Source organism: Enterococcus sp. AZ128, from assembly GCF_051714485.1.
Taxonomy (GTDB): Bacteria; Bacillota; Bacilli; order Lactobacillales; family Enterococcaceae; genus Enterococcus_A.
On record NZ_JBIORZ010000001.1, the window covers coordinates 1,063,595 to 1,087,368 of the forward strand.

The window sequence follows — 23,774 nt, forward strand, 5'->3', positions numbered from 1 at the left end:
GTGACAAGTGAGACAGGAAATGGCAAATCAGCAGTATTAGGCCTACAGCACCTTTTAGCGATGTACGCAGGAGCAGTAGCGGTACCACTTTTGATTGGAACAGGTTTAGGATTCAACGAAGCGCAGATGACTTATTTGATTTCTATCGATATTTTTATGTGTGGTGTTGCGACTTTATTGCAACTGACGGTGAATAAATTTTTTGGTATCGGGTTGCCCGTTGTTTTAGGTTGTGCAATCCAAGCGGTTGCACCACTGATTCTAATTGGACAAACACATGGAGTTGGAACGGTATACGGTTCAATTATTGCTGCTGGAGTTTTCGTTGTATTGATCTCAGGCTTTTTTTCCAAGGTAGAAAAGCTATTTCCGCCAATCGTAACGGGAACCGTTATTACGACGATCGGGTTAACGTTGATACCAGTCGCAATCACAAAAATGGGTGGTGGAGATGCTGCTGCTAATTCTTTTGGTGACACTACGAACTTATTATTAGCTTTTGTAACGATTATATTGATTCTGGCAGTCCAAGTATTTGGTCGAGGTTTTGTACGATCAATTGCAGTACTCGTTGGTTTAGTAGGTGGAACCGTTCTTGCGGCACTTTTAGGTCAAGTTGATTTAACCGCTATTGGTCATGCCCCGATGTTCCATGTCCCTCAACCGTTTTATTTTGGAACACCAAGGTTTGAGCCATTTTCTATTTTATTAATGATCATTATTTCGATCGTGAGTATGGTCGAATCAACTGGAGTTTACTTTGCTTTAGGTGATATTGTCGGTAAGGAAGTGAAGGAAGACGATTTGAAACGAGGATATCGTGCTGAAGGATTAGCGGTTATCTTGGGCGGCTTATTCAACACATTCCCTTATACAGGGTTTTCACAAAATGTAGGTTTGGTCCAATTATCTGGAATTAAAACGCGTCGTCCAATCTACTTTTCGGCCATCTTCTTAATTGTTTTAGGACTTTTTCCAAAGGTAGGAGCATTAGCACAAATTATCCCTGAACCAGTTTTAGGCGGTGGTATGCTGGTAATGTTCGGTATGGTGGCAGTTCAAGGTATGAAGATGCTATCAAAAGTTGATTTCAATAATGAGAAGAATTTATTGATTATCGCTATCTCTATTGGGTTTGGACTAGGTTTCAATGCAATGCCAGCGCTGTTTTCAAAATTACCAGAGACAGTTCAAATGTTTGCTGGTAATGGTATTGTTATGAGCAGTTTATCGGCAATTGTCTTGAACCTGCTATTTCATGGATATAAAAAAGAAACGAACTAAAAGTAAACACGGCTTTAGCTGTGTTTATTTTTTTAATGGATAAAACACGAACGTTGAGGTGGAAATATCTATTAATATTCGAATTAGATTTTGACTTAGCAAATGGGACTTGCTAAAATAAGTTTGAATAATGAAAGGAGCTAATTATGAATCCAGAAGTTGCAGTTATCATGGGAAGTACCTCAGATTGGGAGACAATGAAGCATGCTTGCGATAGTCTTGATGAATTGGGTGTTTCATATGAAAAACGTGTTGTTTCTGCTCATCGAACACCAGACTTAATGTTCGACTTTGCTGAAAAAGCTCGTGAAAGAGGAATCAAAGTAATTATCGCAGGCGCTGGAGGTGCAGCGCATTTACCGGGGATGGTGGCGGCAAAAACGACCTTGCCAGTTATCGGGGTACCAGTTCAATCCAAGGCGTTGAATGGGTTGGATTCATTACTGTCGATCGTGCAAATGCCTGGCGGAGTTCCTGTTGCTACTACAGCTATCGGAAAAGCTGGAGCAACTAACGCTGGACTACTTGCGGCACAGATGCTTTCAATGTATGATAAAAAAGTAACTGAACGCTTGGAAAAAAAGCGGCAGAAAATGACACAAACTGTATTGGAAAGTAGTGAGCAACTTGGTTAAATCGTTACAACCAGGCTCTACGATTGGTATCGTAGGCGGAGGACAATTAGGCCGTATGATGGCTATCAGTGCAAAAGAGATGGGCTTCCGTACGGGCGTTATTGATCCGACAGAAGATTGTCCGGCAGCGCAAGTATCGGATTGGCACATCGTGGCTGATTATGATGATCAAATGGCTTTAGAGGAAATGGCTCGCAGGTCACAAGTTATTACTTATGAATTTGAAAATGTTGATGTTGATACTATTAACCATATACAACATTTTGCGAATATTCCTCAAGGCACCGACTTATTGGCAATCAGTCAAGATCGTTTGATGGAAAAATCATTTTTGGAAAATAATAATATCGTGATTGCTCCCTATGCGACGATCATCAGCCCAACGGATATCCAGGATGCTATTGAGGGAATCGGTTATCCTTGCGTGTTAAAAACAACTCGCGGCGGTTATGATGGACATGGTCAGTATGTACTGAAAAGCACAGCTGATTTGGCACCTTCTATGAATTTGTTGCGTCAAGGCACGTGTGTTTTAGAAGCATGGATTCCTTTTGAAAAAGAATTATCTGTCCAAGTGGCTGGCAATAATATTGGGGATTATGTCACGTTCCCAGTAGTAGAAAATGTTCATCGCAACAACATTCTTCATGAAACGATTGCGCCAGCTGGGATCGACTCTGCTGTAGCAAAAGAAGCAACTCGTATAGCGAAAGTGATTGCTCAGGGTGTGGATTTGGTCGGTACCCTTTGTGTGGAATTCTTTCTTACAAAAGCGGGTGCGTTGTACGTAAATGAAATTGCTCCACGACCACATAACTCAGGTCATTACACGATTGAGGCTTGCAGTATGAGTCAATTTGATGCGCATATTCGCGGAATCTGCGGTTGGCCTTTGAGTGAACCCAAATTATTATCAAATGCAGTAATGGTTAATGTTTTAGGTGAAAACCTGTTAAAGACTTACGAATTGATTGATTTATGGCCGGATTGGCATTTTCATTACTATGGCAAATCGATGCCGAAAAAAGGTCGTAAGATGGGACATGTCACTATTCTGACTGAGAGTATTCAACGTACGTTAGATGATGTTAAAAAGACAGAAACTTGGGATTAGATGGAAATAAGTTTGAAGAATTAGAGTTTTTTACTTTTGAAAAATCTTGCATTACTTAGAAAAAGGAGAATACAATGATACCTCGATATACAAGAGCCGAGATGGGAAATATTTGGAGCGATGAAAATCGTTATAAAGCATGGTTGGAAGTCGAAATCTTAGCGGATGAAGCTTGGGCAGAATTAGGTGAGATCCCCAAGGCAGATGCAGAAAGAATTCGTGCGAATGCTGGATTTGATATCGACCGTATTTTAGAGATCGAACAATCAACAAAACATGATGTGGTGGCTTTCACACGAGCTGTTTCTGAAACTTTGGGCGAGGAACGCAAATGGGTTCACTACGGATTAACGAGTACTGACGTGGTTGATACGGCTTATGGGTATCTATATAAGCAAGCGAATGATATCTTGCGTCAAGACCTGCAAGACTTTTTAACGATTATCGGCGAAAAGGCGAAAGAACATAAAAATACTGTGATGATGGGTCGAACACATGGTGTTCATGCCGAACCAACAACTTTTGGTTTGAAACTAGCAACTTGGTATTCAGAAATGAAACGCAATATTGAGCGTTTTGAACATGCAGCTAAAGGTGTTGAAGCCGGAAAAATCTCAGGAGCAGTGGGGACATTTGCTAATATTCCGCCGTTTGTCGAAGAATTCGTTTGCGAAAAACTAGGCATTCGCCCACAAGAAATTTCGACACAAGTTTTACCTAGAGACTTGCATGCAGAGTATTTCTCAAGTCTTGCTTTAATTGCCACTTCGATTGAGCGTTTTGCGACTGAAATTCGTGGGTTGCAAAAATCTGAAACCCGCGAAGTTGAAGAATTTTTTGCTAAAGGTCAGAAAGGTTCATCAGCGATGCCTCATAAGCGCAATCCAATCGGTTCTGAAAATATGACTGGATTAGCTCGTGTGGTACGCGGCCATTTAATCACGGCATTTGAAGATGTATCTTTGTGGCATGAACGTGATATTTCTCATTCATCAGCCGAACGCATTATTACACCAGATACAACGATTTTAGTAGATTATATGCTATATCGTTTTAGTAATATCGTAAAGAACTTGACGGTCTTCCCAGAAAACATGAAACGTAATATGCAGGCAACTTTTGGTCTGATTTATAGTCAACGTGTGATGCTGAAATTAATCGATAAAGGAATGACACGTGAAGAAGCGTATGATCTAGTTCAGCCTAAAACGGCATATGCTTGGGATAATCAGATGCCATTCCGTCCATTGCTGGAAGAAGACGAAAAAATTACCAATGTTTTATCAACCAAGGATCTAGATGATGCGTTTGACTATAATTATCATTTGAAAAACGTAGACAAAGTTTTTAAACGAGTAGGAATCGAGTAGAAAAAGACCTCTTGCCAAGCTGATAAGCTACCCCTAACTAGGACAAAGAAATAATGAAGTCCTAGTTAGGGGTATTTATTATGGGAAAAAGAAGAAGCACAAATAAAAATCGCTCAATTTGAAGAACAAGTAAAATACCAACAGATGGAAATTGATCTATTAAAAAAAGTAAAGGAATTAGAAAGAAGGGCTTGCTAGGACAAGTCAGAAAGATCGTTGCTTATGAAGCTATCAAAGAACTTCACAAAGAAAAAGACTATGCCGTCTTGCCAATGTGCAAAATCATGAACGTCACTCGTTCTGCATATCTACGCTGGATAAAGTATCCTTATAGTGAAAGAACGCTAGAAAACATGGCATTAGCCAAGTTCATTTGAACGATTCATGATGACTATCCTGAAAAGAACTATCCTAGTATCAATAATGACTTGACTCGAAAACACGACATTCATGTCAATGATAAACGTGTGTTGCGCGTCTGCCGACATGAAGGGATTCAATCTACAATCAAGTATCCTGCCAACAATAAATATTACAAAAGGAGCGAATCACCCTTATCACACAGCTGAAAACATCTTAGGTCGTGAGTTTACTGCCGAAGCTCCGAATCAAAAATGGCTCACAAATGTGACAAAATTCCGTAAAGTGTTTTTAAACGCGATCGTAGACATCTATGATCGCCGGATTGTTTCTTATGTCATTAGTGATACGAATGATCTGGTATTGCCTTTGATCAAGCAATCGAAACAGAACCAGAGGCACATCCGCTCTCTCATAGTGATCGTGGATTTCAATATACGCATCAGAATTTTTATAATAGAATTATTAAAGCTGAAATGATACAAAGCATATCTCGTATTGAAAAATTTATTGATAATGGCCCGATGGAAGGATTTTAGGGAATGATTAAACGGAAAAAATATTATGGAAAAAAATACGAGTCGCACAGAGCTAGTCACAATGATCACGAATTATATGGACTATTACAACAATGGGCATTATCAACGAAAATTAAAGATATTGACACCGATAGAATTTCATAATCGATATTACGAAGCAGTCTAATCACGCATTCTTTTCAAATGCAAAACGATGTTCATTTTTTTGAAAATCATGGTCAACCAAGTGATAGCGCAGTAATTATTGCTTGGAAAAATAAAAAAACTACTCTCCAAAGATGAAAGAGTAGTTCTAAAAATCATTCATTATTTCATTGTCTTATTGACGGGTAGCCTTACCAAAGCGACAAGAGGTTTTTATGTTTAGGCATATGAATAAGTATCCACGAAGCAACTTTCATGAAGTTGTTCTAGTAAGCAATAAATCAACTGATAATCATAGCTCTCTGAATTTAATAAGATTTCTATCCGATAGGAATTTTTCAAAAAGGAATGATCTTTCAACTGTCGGACCTCCAAATTATCTTCAGCCGTATTAGAAAAATGTAATGCTTGCATTGCTTGAGATTGTTTTGGATGCAAGATTTTTTTGAGATTACGGTAGGAATAAAAACTTGTGTTACGGTTTAAGTTATGTGTCGTATTCAAACCTAATAAAGCATTTAGTAAATGTTGTTTATCTGTTTCATTCATTGAATCAAGAAAATTTCGAGCTGCTGCCGGCGCATCTAACATAATCAATTCCCCCATGGATTTCATTCAAATTAAATATAGCATCATTTTCAAAAAATGTAAACGCTATCTTTGGTGCGCATTATATTGTGTTGGAGGATAGTTAGTTAAAACACGAACGTTAAGTAGTTTAGTCTATCGAAATATACGATAAAGCGTTGAATTTTTTTTTTTCTGTTGTTACACTGAAGATGAACTTTAAAAGCGAACAATATTTCCTAAATGTTTTAGAATGTTCATAAAAAGGGAGCGTTATGACGTGATAAAAGGATCTTTAGTCTATGAAGGAAAAGCAAAACAATTATTTCAAACAGATGACCCTGAAATTATTTGGGTCGAATATCTAAATCAAGCAACAGCATTAAATGGTGCAAAAAAAGATCAAATTAGTGGTAAAGGCGAACTTAATAATCAAATAACTGGATTAATCTTTGATTTCTTGAAAAGTAAAGGGATTAATAATCATTTTATCAAACAGCACTCTATGAATGAGCAATTGATTCGAGCAGTTAAAATCATACCTTTAGAAGTAGTTGTGCGAAATTTTGCTGCAGGAAGTTTTTCAAAAAGATTAGCCATTTCAGAAGGCACACCTTTGAAATCTTCCATTGTTGAATTTTATTACAAGAATGATGAGTTGGATGATCCGATGGTTATTGATGATCATATCCGAATTTTAGAGTTAGCAACAACAGAGGAAATTGAGCAATTACGTCAGATGGCTTTGAAAGTCAATGCTGCGTTGATTGAATTATTTGATTCAATGGGGATCAAGTTGATTGATTTTAAATTAGAGTTTGGACGTTTGAAAGACGGTACCATTTTATTGGCAGATGAAGTATCACCAGATACTTGTCGTTTGTGGGACAAAAAAACGAATGATCATTTGGATAAAGATATTTATCGTCGTGACTTAGGAGACATTATTCCGGTATATCAAGAAGTACTAAATAGATTAGAAAAGCGAGGAGAATAAGAATGTATTTTGTAAAAGTTTATGTAACGTATAAGGACTCTGTATTAGATCCGCAGGGAGAGGCAGTGAAAGGTGCTGTTCACCGTTTAGGCTATGATGAAATTGAGAATGTTCGAATCGGAAAATATTTTGAAATAAAGGTTGCCAAAAGCAATCGCCCTGTTGAAGAAATGATTGAAGAAGTTTGTGACAAATTATTAGCGAACGTCAACATGGAAACTTATCGTTATGAAATATTGACATCGGAGGAAGTTTAACATGAAATTTGCGGTCATTGTGTTTCCTGGCTCAAATTGTGATTTAGATATGTACTGGGCAATGAAAGAGATCATGGGAGCTGATTGTGAGTATGTTCGTTATGACGCAGACAGCTTAGTCGGTTTTGATGGTGTGCTATTGCCAGGTGGATTCTCCTATGGCGATTACTTGCGTTGCGGGGCAATCGCTCGTTTTGCTAATATCATGTCGGAAGTGATTCGTTTTGCTGAAGAAGGTAAGCCTGTTTTTGGTACATGTAATGGATTCCAGATTTTAACCGAAGCCGGATTATTGCCAGGAGCTTTACGACGAAATGATTCATTGAAATTTATTAGTAAAATCACTCCATTAAATGTTGTGAACAATCAAACAAAATTTACATCTGAATATGAAATGAACGAAGTGATTCAGATCCCTGTTGCTCACGGAGAAGGAAACTATTACTGTGATGAAGAGACATTAGCTGAGCTAAAGGCCAACAACCAAATTGTTTTTACCTATGAAGGTGAGAATATTAACGGCAGTGTTGAAAGTATCGCCGGTATCACAAATAAATCAGGAAATGTCTTAGGTATGATGCCTCATCCGGAACGAGCTATGGAAGAGTTGCTGGGATCGGATGATGGTAAGAAATTCTTTGCTTCTATATTAACTAATTTTGGAAAGGTGACTGCAAACTAATGATGAAATTAGAACCAACGGCTCAAGAGATCAAAGATCAGCGTATATATGCTGGATGGGGTTTAACCGATGAAGAATACTGTTTGATTTCAGACGATATTCTTGGCCGCCTGCCTAACTATACCGAGACAGGGCTTTTCTCAGTAATGTGGAGTGAGCACTGTTCATATAAAAATTCAAAACCTGTTTTACGAAAATTTCCTTCAGATGGTCCGCAGGTTTTACAAGGCCCCGGTGAAGGTGCTGGTATTGTTGATATTGGTGATGGACAAGCAGTCGTTTTTAAAGCAGAAAGTCATAACCATCCATCTGCTGTTGAACCTTATGAAGGTGCTGCGACAGGTGTTGGCGGAATCATTCGCGATATTTTCAGTATGGGTGCTCGCCCAATTGCGATTCTAGATTCTTTACGTTTCGGAGAATTAGATACTCCGCGAACGAAATATTTATTAGAAGAAATCGTTGCTGGAATCAGCGGTTACGGGAACTGTATTGGAATCCCGACCGTTGGCGGTGAAGTAGCATTTGATCCTTGTTATGAAGGAAATCCTCTGGTCAACGCCATGTGTGTTGGCTTGATGGATCATAAAGATATTCAAAAAGGTCAAGCTAAGGGAGTCGGCAATTCAATCATGTATGTGGGGGCAAAAACTGGTCGTGATGGCATTCATGGCGCGACTTTTGCGTCTGAAGAATTTGTTGAAGGCGAAGAACAGCAACGATCTGCTGTTCAAGTTGGTGATCCATTTATGGAGAAGCTATTATTGGAAGCTTGTCTAGAATTAATTCTTGATCATTCTGATATTTTAGTAGGCATTCAAGATATGGGGGCAGCTGGTTTAGTATCTTCTAGTTCTGAAATGGCCTCAAAAGCTGGCTCAGGATTAAAACTTTATTTGGATGATGTTCCACAACGTGAAACCAATATGACTCCTTATGAAATGATGTTATCGGAATCACAGGAACGAATGTTGATATGTGTTGAACAAGGGCATGAATCAGAAGTTGTTGAACTATTTAAGCGTTATGAATTAGACGCTGTAACAATCGGTGAAGTTACTGATGATGGAATGTATCGCTTGTATCATCATGGAGAAGAAGTTGCTAACTTGCCAGTTGATGCTTTGGCGGAGGATGCACCTGTTTACGAAAATGAAAAGAAAGAGCCTGCTCGTATTCAAGAATTTATTAACATGGCAAATTTTGAACCGGATGTAGAGGATGCCTCTGAAACACTATTAGAGCTATTGCAGCAACCGACAATTGCTTCGAAAAAAATGATTTATGAAACCTATGACTCGCAGGTTCGTACAAATACAGTTGTGCGACCTGGAAGTGACGCAGCAGTAATGCGTGTTCGCGGTACAAATAAGGCGTTAGCGATGACAACGGATTGCAATGCTCGTTATCTTTATTTGAATCCAGAAGTTGGAGGACAAATTGCAGTCGCTGAAGCAGCTCGTAACATTATCGCCTCTGGTGGACAGCCTTTAGCGATTACAGACTGCTTGAATTATGGCTCGCCTGAAAAACCAGAAGGATTCTGGGAGTTATGGACTTCAGCTGATGGAATCTCTGAAGCATGTCGTACATTAAACACACCAGTTATTTCTGGAAATGTCTCGATGTATAACGAAACAAATGGCAAAGCTATCTATCCCACACCGATGATCGGAATGGTTGGTTTGATTGAAGACTTATCGCATATTACTACTCAAGAATTCAAAGAAGCTGGAAATTTGATTTATGTTATCGGTGAAACAAAATCTGATTTTAATGGCACTGAGATTCAAAAAATGCAAAAGGGATTAATTGAAGGGAAATTAATGGACTTTGATTTGGCTGTTGAAAAAGCTAACCAAGAATTAGTTCTTTCAGCAATCAAAGCAGGATTAGTAGCAAGTGCCCATGATTGTGCCGAAGGTGGCTTAGCAGTAGCAATCGCAGAGTCAGCATTCAATAAGCAATTAGGCGTCGAAGCGAACCTGGAGATGCCGATTGAAAATCTGTTTGCGGAAACACAATCACGTTTTGTTATATCTGTTCAACCTGAAAACCAAACAGCTTTTGAAATATTAGCTGGAGAAAAGGCTGTAAAAATTGGAATAACAACGGAGACTGGCGAATTAAAAATGACTGCTGTTGGCGGTGAAATTAAAGTAGACGCGAAGAAAGCAAAAGAATTATGGGAGGAAGCCATTCCATGTCTAATGAAGTAAGAAGTTTAAATGAAGAATGTGGCGTTTTTGGCATCTGGGGTCACCCAGATGCTGCTCGCGTCACTTATTTTGGCTTACACAGCTTACAGCACCGAGGACAAGAAGGGGCTGGAATTGTTAGCAATAATGGCGGTGGGAAATTAATCAGTACACGTGGTTTAGGATTACTATCTGAGGTCTTTAAAGACGAACACCAATTGAATCAATTGACCGGACAAGCTGCAATCGGACACGTGCGTTATGGGACTGCTGGGACTAGCAGTGTTGATAATATTCAACCTTTCTTATTTAATTTTTACGATGGTGATTTTGCTTTGGCTCACAATGGGAATCTGACAAATGCTAAAAGTCTGCGTAAAGAATTAGAAAAGGATGGTGCGATTTTTCACTCGAACTCGGATACAGAAATCTTGATGCATTTAATTCGACGCAGCCAAAAAGAATCATTATGTGAACGAATGAAAGAAGCTTTAAATACTGTAAAGGGTGGCTTTGCTTACCTGATGTTAACAGAAGAATCTATGGTAGCGGCTCTTGATCCGAATGGTTTCCGACCATTATCAATTGGACAAATGGTTAATGGGGCATATGTGGTAGCATCTGAAACTTGTGCTTTGGAAGTTGTCGGTGCGAAATTTATTCAAGATGTTAATCCAGGTGAAATTATTACAATCAATGATGAGGGGTTGAAAGTGGAATACTTTACTGAAGAAACCCAACATGCAATTTGTTCGATGGAATATATTTATTTTGCAAGACCTGATTCAAACATCGCAGGTGTGAATGTCCATAGCGCTCGTAAAAATATGGGGCGAATTTTGTCGCATGAAGCTGGAATCGATGCTGATATGGTTGTTGGTGTACCTAATTCTTCGCTATCAGCAGCTAGCGGTTATGCCGAAGAATCAGGCATTCCGTATGAGATGGGTCTAGTAAAGAATCAATATGTTGCTAGAACGTTTATTCAACCGACTCAAGAATTGCGGGAGCAAGGGGTACGCATGAAACTTTCAGCGGTTCGAGGTGTAGTAGAAGGGAAACGCGTCATTATGGTAGATGATTCGATTGTACGAGGCACAACAAGCCGTCGAATCGTAAATCTTTTAAAAGAAGCCGGAGCAAAAGAAGTTCATGTGCGAATTGCTTCACCTCCTTTACGTTATCCATGTTTTTATGGTATCGATATCCAAACACGTAAAGAGCTGATTGCAGCTAATCATTCAATTGAAGAAATTCGGGAAATGATCGGCGCTGATTCCTTGTCATTCTTAAGTGAGGACGGCTTGATTCATGCAATCGGATTAGACTTTGACGCACCTTATTCAGGTTTATGTATGGCATATTTCAACGGTGATTATCCGACACCGCTATACGATTATGAAGAACATTATCAAGCAACTCTAAAAGAAAAAACTTCATTTTATTAGAAGACAGAAGTGACTCAAGGATCATGGCTCTACTTTTTTTCAATTGAGCGACCTGAAACCGTCGTCTGTAAAAAATAATCATTATTACGATTAAGGAACCTAGTGTACAGTATGTTGATAAACCTATTTATTGTTAGTACTAAACAGTAAATATTTTATGAGGAGAGAATCGAGTGGGAAATGCATATTCTAGAGCTGGCGTTGATGTAGAGGCTGGTTATGAAGTGGTTGAACGTATCAAGAAACATGTAAAAAGAACCGAACGTTTAGGCGTTATGGGAGCGATCGGGGGATTCGGTGGCTGCTTTGATCTTAGTCAATTTCAATTTAATGAACCCGTTCTCGTTTCTGGAACAGACGGCGTTGGAACAAAATTGATGGTTGCGATTCAAGCAGACAAACATGATACGATTGGAATCGATTGTGTTGCGATGTGTGTGAACGATATAGTTGCTCAAGGTGCAGAACCACTTTACTTTTTAGACTATATCGCAACGGGGAAAAATGTTCCTGCTCGTTTAGAACAAGTTGTTGCTGGAGTAGCGGAAGGTTGTGTTCAAGCTGGTGCTGCTTTAATTGGCGGCGAAACAGCAGAAATGCCCGGCATGTATGGTGACGATGATTACGATCTAGCTGGTTTCACTGTTGGGATTGCCGAGAAAAGTCAAATGATCACGGGAGATAAGATCAAAGCTGGTGATATCTTGATAGGTTTACCATCGTCAGGCATTCATTCAAATGGCTATTCATTGGTTCGTAAAGTTTTCTTTGAAATGAATGACTTTTCGATTGATCAAAAATTACCAGAATTGACTGACACGCTTAGTAATGAGATTCTGGTTTCAACAAAAATTTATGTGAATGCGTTGATGCCTTTAGTAAAAAAAGAATTAGTCAATGGAATTGCACATGTAACTGGCGGAGGCTTTGTCGAAAATTTGCCGCGGATGTTGTCAGATGACTTAGCTTGTGAAATCAAATTGGGTACTTGGCCTGTTTTACCGATTTTCGAGGCTTTAGAAAAATATGGCAAGATCCCTGAAATAGAAATGTATGAAATCTTCAATATGGGGATTGGAATGGTCTTAGCTGTTGCACCAGAAAAACTAGCGGAACTGCAAACAGATCTGAAGGAACGTAACGAAGTGGCATACGTTATCGGTAAAGTTATAGAAAAACAAGATTCAGCGATTGTATTCAAAGGAGCAGAGGCATGAGAATAGCTGTCTTAGCTTCAGGGAACGGTTCGAATTTTGAAGTAATCGCTCAGGCAGTCAAAGAAAAAGAAATCGAGGCAGAAATAGTTCTGTTGTTTTCGGACCACAGTGACGCTTATGTGTTGGAACGCGGAAAAAAATTTAAAGTACCTAGTGAGAGTTTTGAGCTGAAAGAATTTCCTGACAAGAAAGCTTATGAATCCGCTCTATTAGAGTTATTGAAAAGCTACAACGTAGAACTTGTCGTTTTAGCTGGATATATGCGAATCATTGGTAAAGATTTACTAAGAGCTTTTCCCAATCGGATCGTAAATATTCATCCTGCGTTATTGCCAAATTTCCCTGGACTGCATGGAATCAAGGATGCATACGAAGCTGGTGTAAAAGAAACAGGTGTTACGATCCATTATGTCGATAGTGGTGTAGATACTGGGCCGATCATTGCTCAGGAAAAAGTACAGGTATCAGAAGAGGATACTTTAAGTGACTTAGAAACAAAAATCCATCAGGTCGAGCATCGACTGTATCCACAAGTTCTTGCCAAGATTGTAAATGAAATAAATCTAAACGCATAAAAATCATTTTGCTGTTTAAAATGGAGAAGTAATAGCAACGATATGGGAAGGACGGCAGTCCAAACCCTTATTAGAATAGAAAGAGAAGAGAATAAAAAAAATAATTCAATAGGGAGTGTCATGATGACAAGAGCGTTAATTAGCGTTTCAGATAAAACCGGAGTTGTAGAGTTTACTAAAGGATTAGTTCAAGCCAGTATTGAAATTATTTCTACAGGTGGAACCAAAAAAGTTTTAGACGACGCAGGCATTCCAACGTTAAGTATTGATGAAGTAACAGGTTTTCCGGAAATGATGGACGGTCGAGTAAAAACCTTGCACCCAAAAATTCATGGTGGATTGTTAGGTCGGCGTGATTTAACTAGCCATATGAATGCTATGAATGAGCACGATATTCAACCTATTGATTATGTTTGTGTAAATTTATATCCATTTAAAGAAACGATTTCTAAACCAAATGTGACTGAAGCAGATGCGATCGAAAATATCGATATCGGTGGTCCTAGCATGCTGCGTTCGGCTGCTAAAAACTTCAACTCGGTAACAGTGATTGTTGATCCAAAAGATTATGCGCTTGTTTTGGCAGAACTTAAAGATAGTCAGACAACTTCTTTAGAAACACGTAAACGTCTAGCTGCAAAAGTATTTCGTCATACTGCCGCTTATGATGCATTGATCGCTGATTACTTAACGAAGAGCATTAGCGAATTAGAACCAGAAAAATTAACAGTGACTTATGATTTGAAACAAACTTTACGATATGGTGAAAATAGCCATCAAACGGCCGCATTTTATCAAAATGCTTTACCCGTATCTTATTCAATCGCAAGCGCACATCAACTTCACGGAAAAGAATTGTCATATAACAATATCAAAGATGCGGATGCAGCTATCCGTATCGCTCGTGAATTTATTGAACCTACAGTTGTCGCTTTAAAACACATGAATCCATGTGGAATCGGCAGTGGTCGTACGATTGCTGAGGCTTACCGATTTGCTTATGAAGCCGATCCAACATCGATTTTTGGTGGTATTTTAGTGGCAAATCGGGAAATTGATTTAGCGACGGCAGAAGAGATGCATAAACTGTTTTTAGAAATCATCATTGCGCCAAGCTTTAGTAAAGAAGCTTTTGACCTTCTATCTGGAAAGAAAAACTTGCGTCTGATGACATTAGACTTTGATAATCGGGCGAGCAACCAAGCAGAAGTTGTCTCTGTACTGGGCGGCTTACTTGTTCAAGATCAGGATGTTATCAAGGAAGTCTCTGAAGAATGGGAAGTTGCGACAGATCGCAAGCCAACTGAAGAAGAATTAAAGGCTTTAGCATTTGCTTGGAAAGCAGTAAAACATGTTAAGTCAAACGCGATTGTGATCGCGAACACTCATCAAACTGTTGGCGTTGGCGCGGGGCAAATGAATCGTGTCGGTTCAGTAAAAATCGCCTTAGAAGAAGCAAAAGGTAGGATGGACGGAGCCGTTCTAGCAAGCGACGCCTATTTCCCAATGGATGACAGTGTAGAATATGCCGCGCAACATGGTATCAAAGCAATCGTTCAACCTGGTGGAAGCATTCGAGACAAGGATTCGATCGCTATGGCAAATAAATATGGTGTTGCGATGGTATTTACTGGTGTTCGTCATTTCAGACATTAATTTGAGGAGGATTCAATGAAATTATTAATAATTGGCAGCGGCGGTCGCGAGCATGCAATTGCAAAGAAAATGCTGAATAGTACGCAAGTGACGGATGTTTTTTGTGCCAAAGGAAATCCAGGTATGAAAAAAGATGGTATCCAATTAGTAGATATAACTGAAGACAATCATGAAAAGTTGATTGTCTTTGTTAAAGAAAACTTGATTGATTGGACTTTTGTTGGACCAGAAATTCCATTACTGAATGGTATTGTTGATGATTTTCAAGCGGCGGGGCTTAAAATTTTTGGCCCGACTAAAGCTGCTGCTATGATCGAGGGTTCGAAAGAATTTGCAAAAAAAATCATGATTGACAACAATATTCCAACTGCTGAGTATAAAGCTTTTACAAAGTATCAAGCTGCTTGTGATTATGTTAAGGAAAAAGGAGCTCCAATTGTTATTAAAGCGGACGGATTAGCAGCCGGAAAAGGTGTAACAGTTGCTATGACTTTAGTAGAGGCACTGCAATCTTTAAAAGAAATGATGACGGATCATCGCTTTGGAGAAAGTGGGGATAAAGTTGTTGTAGAGGAATTTTTAGCTGGCGAAGAATTTTCGCTTCTTGCTTTCGTTAAGAATGAAAAAGTTTATCCAATGGTAATTTCGCAAGATCACAAACGTGCATACGACAACGATCAGGGGCCCAATACTGGTGGAATGGGTGCTTATTCACCTGTACCGCAAATTTCAACGGGAATGGTCAATACTGCAGTAGAAGAGATCTTGAAACCAGCGGCTTCAGGAATGATAAAGAATGATACACCGTTTACAGGAATCTTATACGCGGGCTTAATTGCAACTAAAGCTGGAGCCAAGGTCATCGAATTCAATGCTCGTTTCGGCGATCCAGAAACGCAAGTTGTTTTACCTCGTCTATCAAGTGATCTTGCGCAAATCATTGATGATCTATTAAACGATCAAGAACCCGAGTTAGTTTGGAGTGATCAAGCAGCAGTTGGTGTTGTTTTGGCAGCGAATGGTTATCCGAACGATTATCAAAAAGGGATGTTAGTTCCGGATTTTGATAATCAAGCAACTGTTTATTATGCAGGCGTAACAGAAGAGCAAGGGATGACAAAAGCATCAGGCGGACGGGTTCTTTTGGTTGAAGCCGAAGCTGATACAATTGAAGCAGCTAAAAAGAAAGTTTATCAAGCATTAAGTAAAGCTGATACTACTGGTTACTTTTATCGTAATGATATTGGTGCTAAATCAAGAGAAGAATAAAAAACGGCCAAAGGTCGTTTTTTTTTCGTTCAAAAAGATTCAGATTAAAAAAATGACATGTTTAATTAAAAGTGGTAAACTGAATATGAAAAAAGCGTTAAAAAAATATATGAATTTGAAGAAAAATAAAAAGAATTAACTCATACAGACAATTGCATTAGTTAGAATTATTTTTCGTTCCAGAGCGTATTGAAAGAGGCGAGGACTATGGAAAGGAAACGATCCAAAGCTGATGATGAGAAGCAAGAATTACAGACGATCTTGTCAGGATTACCGAATTCTCAATATTTAAAGATTTTATTGGCCCAAATCATGAGACATTATGATCCTAAAATTAAGTATATTTTCCAAAAACAAACAGGATGGCAACTTGTTGTTGAACAATATGATGGATTACTTTGCCGCATTAAAATTCACAGAGACTATTTTTCTGTGATCACACCATTCCCAGATTTCGGGATAAGCTATTTGACACCAATGGTAAAAGTGATGTCGGATGAGTTTAAGGAAAAATTCGAAGATGTATCAAAGAATACCCAACAGATCGAAATGAAAGTGACCAATGAAGAAGAAATGGAAGATGTTATCTTTTTAGTAAGCTTACAGGCAAAAAAATTAAGGAATACACTTGTCTGAAAAGTTAATGTTCGTGTTTTTTGCTATAAAGTCAAAAATCAGCTTGCTTTTTAAGTGAATATGTTGTAAATTACATAGGGCGATAGTTGCCCTATGTTTTTTTGTCAGTCGCGCTCTTCACGGGATATGTTACATAAAGAAAAAATATGTAATTATAAAAGAAATTTCATGGAACTGGTTTATCGCGCTGATATGTAAGACGAGAATAAAGTCTTTTTTTGGAAAAATGACTATATCAAAATGAGATAACTATCTTATTTATTGGAGGCCATTATGAAAGTATTTGATTATGAAGATATTCAGTTGATCCCAAATAAATGCATTGTGAACAGTCGGTCAGAGTGTGACACGACTGTTCAACTTGGGAAATTTAATTTTAGGATGCCTGTTGTTCCTGCCAATATGCAAACAATCATCGATGAAAGCATCGCAGAATTTTTGGCAGAAAATGGTTACTTCTATATCATGCATCGTTTTTATGAAGAAGAACGTATTCCCTTTATTAAGAAAATGCAGTCACGTGGCTTATTCACATCAATCAGTGTTGGTGTAAAAGGATATGAATATGATTTTGTAAAACAATTAGCAGAAGAAAAATTGAATCCTGACTTTATCACGATTGATATTGCACATGGGCATTCTGATCCAGTTATCAATATGATTAAACATATTAAGAAACATCTGCCAGAGACATTTGTCATCGCTGGGAATGTTGGTACTCCTGAAGCGGTTCGCGAGTTAGAAAACGCGGGGGCAGATGCGACAAAACTTGGCATCGGACCGGGAAAGGTCTGTATCACAAAAATTAAAACTGGTTTTGGCACTGGCGGCTGGCAGTTGGCCGCATTAAGTTGGTGTGCAAAAGCGGCACGCAAACCAATTATCGCAGACGGTGGAATTCGTACACACGGAGATATTGCCAAATCGATTCGTTTTGGTGCGACTATGATTATGATCGGTTCACTATTTGCCGGCCATGAAGAATCACCAGGCGAAACAATGGTGGAAGACGGCGTGGTCTATAAAGAATATTTTGGAAGTGCTTCTGAGTTCCAAAAAGGCGAAAAGAAAAATGTCGAAGGCAAGAAAATTTGGATTCCTTATAAAGGTTCTTTAAAAGACACCTTGGTAGAAATGCAACAGGATTTGCAGTCGTCGATTTCTTATGCTGGTGGAAATGATTTAGAAGCATTGCAAAAAGTTGATTACGTGGTTGTTAAGAACTCAATTTTTAACGGTGATACGATTTAAAGATTTTTAGAAAACTTTTAAAGCTTATACTCAATTGCAGTATGAGCTTTTTTGATGTATCCAATTGACAGAGCAGTACGATTGGAGTAGCGTTAAGTCATCCAATAATTAATGAGGGAATGTTATGTGGAAGTTATCAGAAAAAAAAGTAACACCGATTTATCAACAGATTATGGAGCAAATCATTACTTATATTCAAGATGGCACATTGCAGCCAAGAGACAGATTACCACCAGAGCGTAAATTGGCGGAATACTATCAAGTAAATCGTTCGACAGTTGTGCATGCTTTAGATGAATTAGTAAGTCTTGGTTGGGTATTGCGGCGTCAAGGTAGCGGGACGCTTGTTAATGAAGGAAACTGGGGACGAAGCACGATACCAAGAGTTGACTGGCGTAATTTTTTTACTCAGGAATCACATCCTAAAGAACCTTTTTTAGAGAAAATCCAAAAGTTATTAAATGATTCAGAAGCAATTGATCTTTATTCTGGAGAGCTGCCATTAAGCTTGATCCCAGATTTTCGTTTTCCTTCCTATACATGGGAAGAATTATTGTTAGAAGAACGGAAGCAAAGTTCGTTGGGATATCGACCGTTGCAGCAGGTTATTTGCCAAAGAATAAAAGTAGAACAAAAAGTCAATGTTTCTTCTGATCAAGTTTTGATTACCTCTGGTGCGCAGCAAGCGATGTTCTTATTATTACAGGTGATGCTGAATAGCGGTGATAGTGTAGCCATCGAAGATCCGTCATTCTTGTATTCACTACCGATTTTTTCGACTGCGGGGATCAAACTTTATGGTGTGAAAATGGATAAAGAAGGCATGCGAATTGATAAGCTGGAACAACTGATTCTTACAAAAAAAATAAAGCTGATTATTCTTAATCCTACTTTTCAAAATCCAACAGGGTCAACGATGTCGGAAAAACGCAGAAAAGAATTGATTGAACTTAGTCGAAAGTATCAGTTGCCGATCGTGGAAGATGAAGTGTTCAGTGAAATGAATTTTAACAAGGTCCCGCCTTCATTAAAGGAACTCGCTCCACATCAAGTAATTCATTTAGGCTCATTGTCTAAAATTTTTGGTTCGTCAATCAAAATCGGTTGGATCGTGGCTGATCAAGATTTGATTCAACGATTATCTGAAGCTAAACAGATGATGGATTTTTCTATCAGTGTTTTTCCCCAAGTCGTTGCCCATACGGCTTTGACTGATCCGCGGTTTGAAAATAATCAGGCCGATTTGGTCATTGCTTTGAAAGAAAGAGCTAGTTCATTTGCTGAAGCAGCAAAAGCAGTTGCCGAGGATTGGATAATATCTGAAATAGATGGAGGGATCTATGTATATTTTTCTTGGCGGCATCAAAGTTTAACTAGAACAGACTGGGATTTTTTTCTGGAAGAAAAATTATTGGTTGCTCCTGCATTTCTATTTAGTAATGATACAATGGCGATGAGGATAAATTACACTCGGTTAACAGAACAAACGCAAAAACAATTATTTATAAAATTGCAGGCTATTTCAAAGGAACTAAGGAGGAGCTAAATGGACGCATTAGAGATTATGAAGAAGCACAGAACTTATCGAAATTTTGATGAAGGTTATCAATTGCCAGATACCGACTTAGAAAAGATTTTACAAGCTAGTCGTCAAGCACCAAGTTGGATGAACGGGCAAATGTACAGCATCGTTGTAGTAAAAGATCTTGAAATACGCAAAAGACTTGTTGCGTTGAATCCTGGGAACCCTCATATGTTACATAGTTCAGTCTTTCTGATTTTTGTGGCAGATTTGAAACGCACACAAAAAGTAGCGGAGCATTATGGGGTCGATTATTTTATCAACAAAGGACTAGATCCATTGATTACTGCGATTACAGATACCGCTTTAGCATTAGAAAATGCAGTAATTGCAACGGAGGCTCTTGGATTGGGTTCTGTAGTAGTAGGATCAATTAGAAAAGATATATTGGAAGTAAGTAAATTGCTTAAACTTCCCGAATATGTATTTCCGGTTGCTGGTTTAAGTATTGGTAAACCAACTGTGGAAATGAGGATCAAGCCTCGTTTACCTGAAAAGGCTGTCATTCATTTTGACACTTATCAAGATTATGACTATAAATTGATTAATGAATATGATCAAACGATGGAAAAATTTGCTGAAGCTCGTGAAACAAAACTTTGGAGTAAAAAATTTGCAGACTACTTCAGTAACAAACCAAACAAGAAAATAGATGAGTTTCTGAAAATAAATAAATTCTTTTGAGCTAAAGTTTGACACTGGAAAGTAAGTAACATATAGTAGAAATGTAAATAAGAATAATTGTTAGGTGAGGCTCCTATATGGACACAGGCTGCTGCCCAAAAATGTCGAGAGACGCCAATGGGTAGAACAGGGATCATCGTGAAGGTGATTCATAACGTAGCTGACAGATTTTGTCTACGCCCTATAGTGCTAAAGCTCGACGATGAACATGAATGGATTTTCGCGCGTGCTCATTTTCGAGTGCGCGTTTTTTGATAGTCCGTGACTAGATTTTTGCAACTACAATAAGGATAAATAATTAGACTTGATATTGGGCTAAGGCGTAATTGGATGATAAGCGTACAAAACTAAAATCATTTTCTATTATATGGGAATTGTAATTTTAAAGTTTTGAGCGAACGATTAACCCTATAAAATATTTTGGAGTTATTCAAACAATTGAAAGGATGTGAGGAAGATGGACCATGAGGATAGTCGACCGAAGATTGAATATAATGGGGTGACTTTGGTTGTCCAGAAATTTAGGAGGAAAAACTATGATGAACAAAAAAAACCTTCTTGCTCGCAAAATCAATAAAGATCAAGAACTAAAGAAATTAGCGATTTTATCTGATCGCGACCTCTTCTTAAATCTGCGGACATCAATGCAGGGTCTGTCCGAAGAAGATGCGGAAAGCCGTTTGGAGGAATATGGTCCAAATGAAGTTTCTGCGCAAAAACCAACACCTGGAATTTTATTATTTTTACAAGCTTTTAACGATCCGTTTGTTTATGTTTTAGCTCTTTTAGCGATTGTTTCAGTGCTGACAAAGGATATTGAAGCAGCAGTAGTGATGACGCTTATGATTTTGGCTAGTGTTTTGATTACGTTTATTCAAGAATATCGTTCTCAAAAAGCTAGTATCGAATTAAAGGAAATGATCGAAAATACAGCGGCGATCACTCGAAATGGTGAAACGAAGGAAATCCCGATGGACGAAGTAGTACCTGGTGACATTTTGACGTTAGCGACTGGTGACATGATCCCAGCGGATGCTGTTCTAATTTGGACGAAAGACTTATTCGTCAATCAATCATCGTTAACGGGAGAATCAATGCCTGTCGAAAAGTACCTTGCGAAAGATACACTACTAACAGAAGAAACAACAGCATTGGATTTAACAAACCTAGTTTTTATGGGAACAGATGTGTTGAGTGGTCAAGGAAAAGCGATCATATTAAAAACAGGACAACAAACATTCTTTGGTGATATCGCAAAAAATGCAACCTCGAAGCGAGGAAAAACATCCTTCGATATAGGTTTAGCTAGAGTTAGCAAGCTATTACTCCGTATGGTGATGGTATTATTTCCACTTGTATTTTTAATTAATGGTTTAACGAAGGGAGATTGGAGCAGTGCGTTCTTTTTCGCTATTGCAGTAGCAGTGGGTTTGACTCCTGAAATGTTGCCAATGATCGTGAGCTCTAACTTAGCTAAGGGTGCGTTGACACTTTCGAAGCATAAAGTCATTGTAAAGGAACTTGCTTCAATTCAAAATTTGGGTGGTATGGACGTCCTTTGCACAGATAAAACAGGAACGATCACTGAGGATCGCGTAGTTTTAGTACAACATCTAGATCCTTTAGGAAATGAAAATGAACAAGTTTTAGACTTGGCATTTATGAATTCGACATATCAAACTGGCTGGAAAAACTTGATGGATATTGCTGTGATTAATTATTTCGAAGAACAAGCTCGTCGTTTACCCTTCCAAACAGTTCAAAAAATTGATGAAATTCCCTTTGATTTTTCTCGCCGCCGTGTAACTGTAGTTATGAAAACCGATGATCATCAATTGATGATCACAAAAGGTGCGGTTGAGGAAATGTCAACTGTTTGTAAATATGTTGAGATTAATGGTGAGGTTTCAGAATTAACACCAGAAATTCGTGAACAATTGCAAATGGTTAATGAAAAAATGAATCGACAAGGGATGAGGGTCATCACTGTAGCTGTTCGTCGGGACGCTCATGATGAGGCCATTTATTCAACAGATGACGAAAAAGACATGACACTAATTGGGTTTATGGGGTTTCTAGATCCAGCAAAAGCTTCAGCCAAACCAGCAATCAAGTCATTACAGCAACATGGTGTAGCTGTAAAAGTTCTAACGGGCGATAATGCTATTGTAGCGCAAAAAGTTTGTCAAGATGTGGGTATTCCAGCAGACAAATATGTTCTGGGAAATCAAATCGATGAAATGACAGATGATGAGCTGTATCAAGCGGCAGAGAAAATCAATTTGTTTGCAAAATTGAACCCAATGCAAAAATCTCGAATCATTGAATCATTACAAACAAACGGGCATACAGTAGGGTTTATGGGTGATGGTATCAATGATGCACCGGCTTTGCGGAAAGCTGATGTAGGAATATCTGTTGATACCGCGGCAGATATTACAAAAGATGCCAGTTCGATTATCTTGTTGGAGAAAAGTTTAGGTGTGCTGGAAAATGGTGTGATCGAAGGACGCCGTGTATTCAGCAACATGATGAAATATATCAAGATTACTATCAGTTCCAATTTTGGTAATGTGTTCTCGATTTTAATTGCTAGTGCATTCTTACCGTTTTTACCAATGTTATCGATTCAATTACTGTTGCAAAATTTGATCTATGATTTTGCACAATTGACGATTCCTTGGGACAATGTGGATGAAGAAGAATTACAAGTCCCAACAAAGTGGGAGACAACCGGTCTATTGAAATTTACTGTATGCATTGGACCTATCAGTTCTGTTTTCGATATCGCTACTTTCCTAGTAATGTGGTTTATATTTGGAGCCAACACAGTTGGGGCACAAAATCTATTTCAAACTGGGTGGTTCATGATTGGCTTGACAACACAAGCTTTGGTAGTTCTCATGGTTCGGACAAAGAAAATTCCGTTTATCCAAAGTTGGCCAGCTCCGCAAGTTTTTGCTAGCTTATTGATGGCAGTAGTAGTAGGTGCATTAGTCGTTTTGACACCGATTGCTGAGCAGTTTGACTTTGTAAAACTGCCAAGCAGCTACTGGTTATGGTATGTTGGAATCGTCATTGCTTATATGTTAGCAACGCAATTAGGAAAAGTAATCTATATAAAAATAGCAAAAGAATGGATCTGAACTATAACAGAATGGGCTGTACTGCCATTCTGTTTCTTTTTTTGTGAAAAAATACAACAATTTTTTAGAAATTGTAGATGTATAAGTCTTCATTTTAGTCTAAATTATCATAGGTATACAATTTTTTTGACTAGCTCAACAACGACATTCTAACTGGTAAGAT

The 23,774-nt window shown here is 38.4% G+C and carries 22 protein-coding genes and 1 riboswitch; of the genes, 21 read left to right on the forward strand and 1 reads right to left on the reverse strand.

The genetic code is table 11. The annotated features are described in order from the left end of the window. The 7 genes from IGI38_RS05220 (at position 1) to IGI38_RS05250 (ending at position 5,468) form a co-directional block, all read left to right on the forward strand. The gene (locus IGI38_RS05220; protein WP_438727536.1) at positions 1-1,284 is read left to right on the forward strand and encodes a nucleobase:cation symporter-2 family protein; all 1,284 of its coding nucleotides are present in this window, start codon (positions 1-3) and stop codon (positions 1,282-1,284) included. 146 nt (positions 1,285-1,430) lie between these two features. Continuing rightward, on the forward strand, positions 1,431-1,919 hold the full coding sequence (purE, locus tag IGI38_RS05225; protein ID WP_438727539.1) for a 5-(carboxyamino)imidazole ribonucleotide mutase: 489 nt from the start codon (positions 1,431-1,433) through the stop codon (positions 1,917-1,919). Next, complete coding sequence (purK, locus tag IGI38_RS05230) at positions 1,912-3,033, forward strand: 5-(carboxyamino)imidazole ribonucleotide synthase (RefSeq protein ID WP_438730315.1); 1,122 nt, start codon at positions 1,912-1,914, stop codon at positions 3,031-3,033. Before purE ends, purK begins: the two co-directional genes overlap by 8 nt. 74 nt (positions 3,034-3,107) lie before the next feature. Further along, positions 3,108-4,403, forward strand: a complete 1,296-nt coding sequence (gene purB / locus IGI38_RS05235; RefSeq protein ID WP_438727542.1) for an adenylosuccinate lyase — start codon at positions 3,108-3,110, stop codon at positions 4,401-4,403. A gap of 191 nt (positions 4,404-4,594) precedes the next feature. Continuing rightward, a complete protein-coding gene (locus IGI38_RS05240) occupies positions 4,595-4,780 on the forward strand; it encodes a hypothetical protein (RefSeq protein ID WP_438727545.1) in 186 nt (61 codons plus the stop codon). Positions 4,781-4,853: 73 nt separating this feature from the next. Then, entirely contained in the window at positions 4,854-5,243 is a 390-nt protein-coding gene (locus tag IGI38_RS05245) for a hypothetical protein (RefSeq protein ID WP_438730414.1), read from the forward strand. Positions 5,244-5,327: 84 nt separating this feature from the next. After that, positions 5,328-5,468, forward strand: coding sequence for an IS3 family transposase (locus IGI38_RS05250; RefSeq protein ID WP_438727547.1), 141 nt, complete (start codon positions 5,328-5,330; stop codon positions 5,466-5,468). Between the two features lie 197 nt (positions 5,469-5,665). On the opposite strand, the gene IGI38_RS05255 is transcribed toward IGI38_RS05250, so the two are convergent. Next, complete coding sequence (locus IGI38_RS05255; RefSeq protein WP_438727550.1) at positions 5,666-6,037, reverse strand: hypothetical protein; 372 nt, start codon at positions 6,035-6,037, stop codon at positions 5,666-5,668. A 256-nt stretch (positions 6,038-6,293) separates the two neighbouring features. Here IGI38_RS05255 and purC point away from each other — a divergent pair, with 256 nt between their 5' ends. From purC to mgtA, 14 genes are all read left to right on the forward strand, one after another. After that, positions 6,294-7,010, forward strand: a complete 717-nt coding sequence (gene purC / locus IGI38_RS05260; protein WP_438727553.1) for a phosphoribosylaminoimidazolesuccinocarboxamide synthase — start codon at positions 6,294-6,296, stop codon at positions 7,008-7,010. 2 nt (positions 7,011-7,012) lie between these two features. After that, positions 7,013-7,267, forward strand: coding sequence for a phosphoribosylformylglycinamidine synthase subunit PurS (gene purS / locus IGI38_RS05265; RefSeq protein ID WP_438727556.1), 255 nt, complete (start codon positions 7,013-7,015; stop codon positions 7,265-7,267). A gap of 1 nt (position 7,268) precedes the next feature. After that, on the forward strand, positions 7,269-7,949 hold the full coding sequence (gene purQ, locus IGI38_RS05270; RefSeq protein WP_438727558.1) for a phosphoribosylformylglycinamidine synthase subunit PurQ: 681 nt from the start codon (positions 7,269-7,271) through the stop codon (positions 7,947-7,949). Next, positions 7,949-10,168: a phosphoribosylformylglycinamidine synthase subunit PurL gene (gene purL, locus IGI38_RS05275; protein WP_438727561.1), complete on the forward strand. Its 2,220-nt coding sequence runs from the start codon at positions 7,949-7,951 to the stop codon at positions 10,166-10,168. Before purQ ends, purL begins: the two co-directional genes overlap by 1 nt. Next, positions 10,153-11,595, forward strand: a complete 1,443-nt coding sequence (gene purF, locus IGI38_RS05280; RefSeq protein ID WP_438727563.1) for an amidophosphoribosyltransferase — start codon at positions 10,153-10,155, stop codon at positions 11,593-11,595. Before purL ends, purF begins: the two co-directional genes overlap by 16 nt. Positions 11,596-11,768: 173 nt before the next feature. Next, positions 11,769-12,812: a phosphoribosylformylglycinamidine cyclo-ligase gene (gene purM / locus IGI38_RS05285; protein ID WP_438727565.1), complete on the forward strand. Its 1,044-nt coding sequence runs from the start codon at positions 11,769-11,771 to the stop codon at positions 12,810-12,812. Continuing rightward, positions 12,809-13,387, forward strand: a complete 579-nt coding sequence (purN, locus tag IGI38_RS05290) for a phosphoribosylglycinamide formyltransferase (RefSeq protein WP_438727568.1) — start codon at positions 12,809-12,811, stop codon at positions 13,385-13,387. The genes purM and purN overlap by 4 nt, the downstream gene beginning before the upstream one ends. Positions 13,388-13,510: 123 nt before the next feature. After that, positions 13,511-15,043 (forward strand): bifunctional phosphoribosylaminoimidazolecarboxamide formyltransferase/IMP cyclohydrolase, encoded by a 1,533-nt coding sequence (gene purH / locus IGI38_RS05295; RefSeq protein WP_438727571.1) that lies wholly within the window; start codon positions 13,511-13,513, stop codon positions 15,041-15,043. A gap of 15 nt (positions 15,044-15,058) precedes the next feature. Beyond that, a complete protein-coding gene (purD, locus tag IGI38_RS05300) occupies positions 15,059-16,312 on the forward strand; it encodes a phosphoribosylamine--glycine ligase (RefSeq protein ID WP_438727574.1) in 1,254 nt (417 codons plus the stop codon). Between the two features lie 207 nt (positions 16,313-16,519). Continuing rightward, positions 16,520-16,948 (forward strand): DUF3788 family protein, encoded by a 429-nt coding sequence (locus IGI38_RS05305; protein ID WP_438727577.1) that lies wholly within the window; start codon positions 16,520-16,522, stop codon positions 16,946-16,948. Positions 16,949-17,221: 273 nt separating this feature from the next. Next, a complete protein-coding gene (gene guaC / locus IGI38_RS05310; protein ID WP_438727579.1) occupies positions 17,222-18,199 on the forward strand; it encodes a GMP reductase in 978 nt (325 codons plus the stop codon). 124 nt (positions 18,200-18,323) lie between these two features. After that, positions 18,324-19,745 carry a PLP-dependent aminotransferase family protein gene (locus IGI38_RS05315; protein ID WP_438727582.1) on the forward strand — a complete coding sequence of 474 codons (1,422 nt, stop codon included), beginning with the start codon at positions 18,324-18,326 and terminating at the stop codon, positions 19,743-19,745. Further along, positions 19,746-20,465 (forward strand): nitroreductase family protein, encoded by a 720-nt coding sequence (locus IGI38_RS05320; RefSeq protein ID WP_438727584.1) that lies wholly within the window; start codon positions 19,746-19,748, stop codon positions 20,463-20,465. A 49-nt stretch (positions 20,466-20,514) separates the two neighbouring features. Then, positions 20,515-20,679: riboswitch (M-box (ykoK) riboswitch) on the forward strand. A 325-nt stretch (positions 20,680-21,004) separates the two neighbouring features. Next, positions 21,005-23,611 (forward strand): magnesium-translocating P-type ATPase, encoded by a 2,607-nt coding sequence (gene mgtA / locus IGI38_RS05325; protein WP_438730317.1) that lies wholly within the window; start codon positions 21,005-21,007, stop codon positions 23,609-23,611. Positions 23,612-23,774 lie beyond the last annotated feature (163 nt).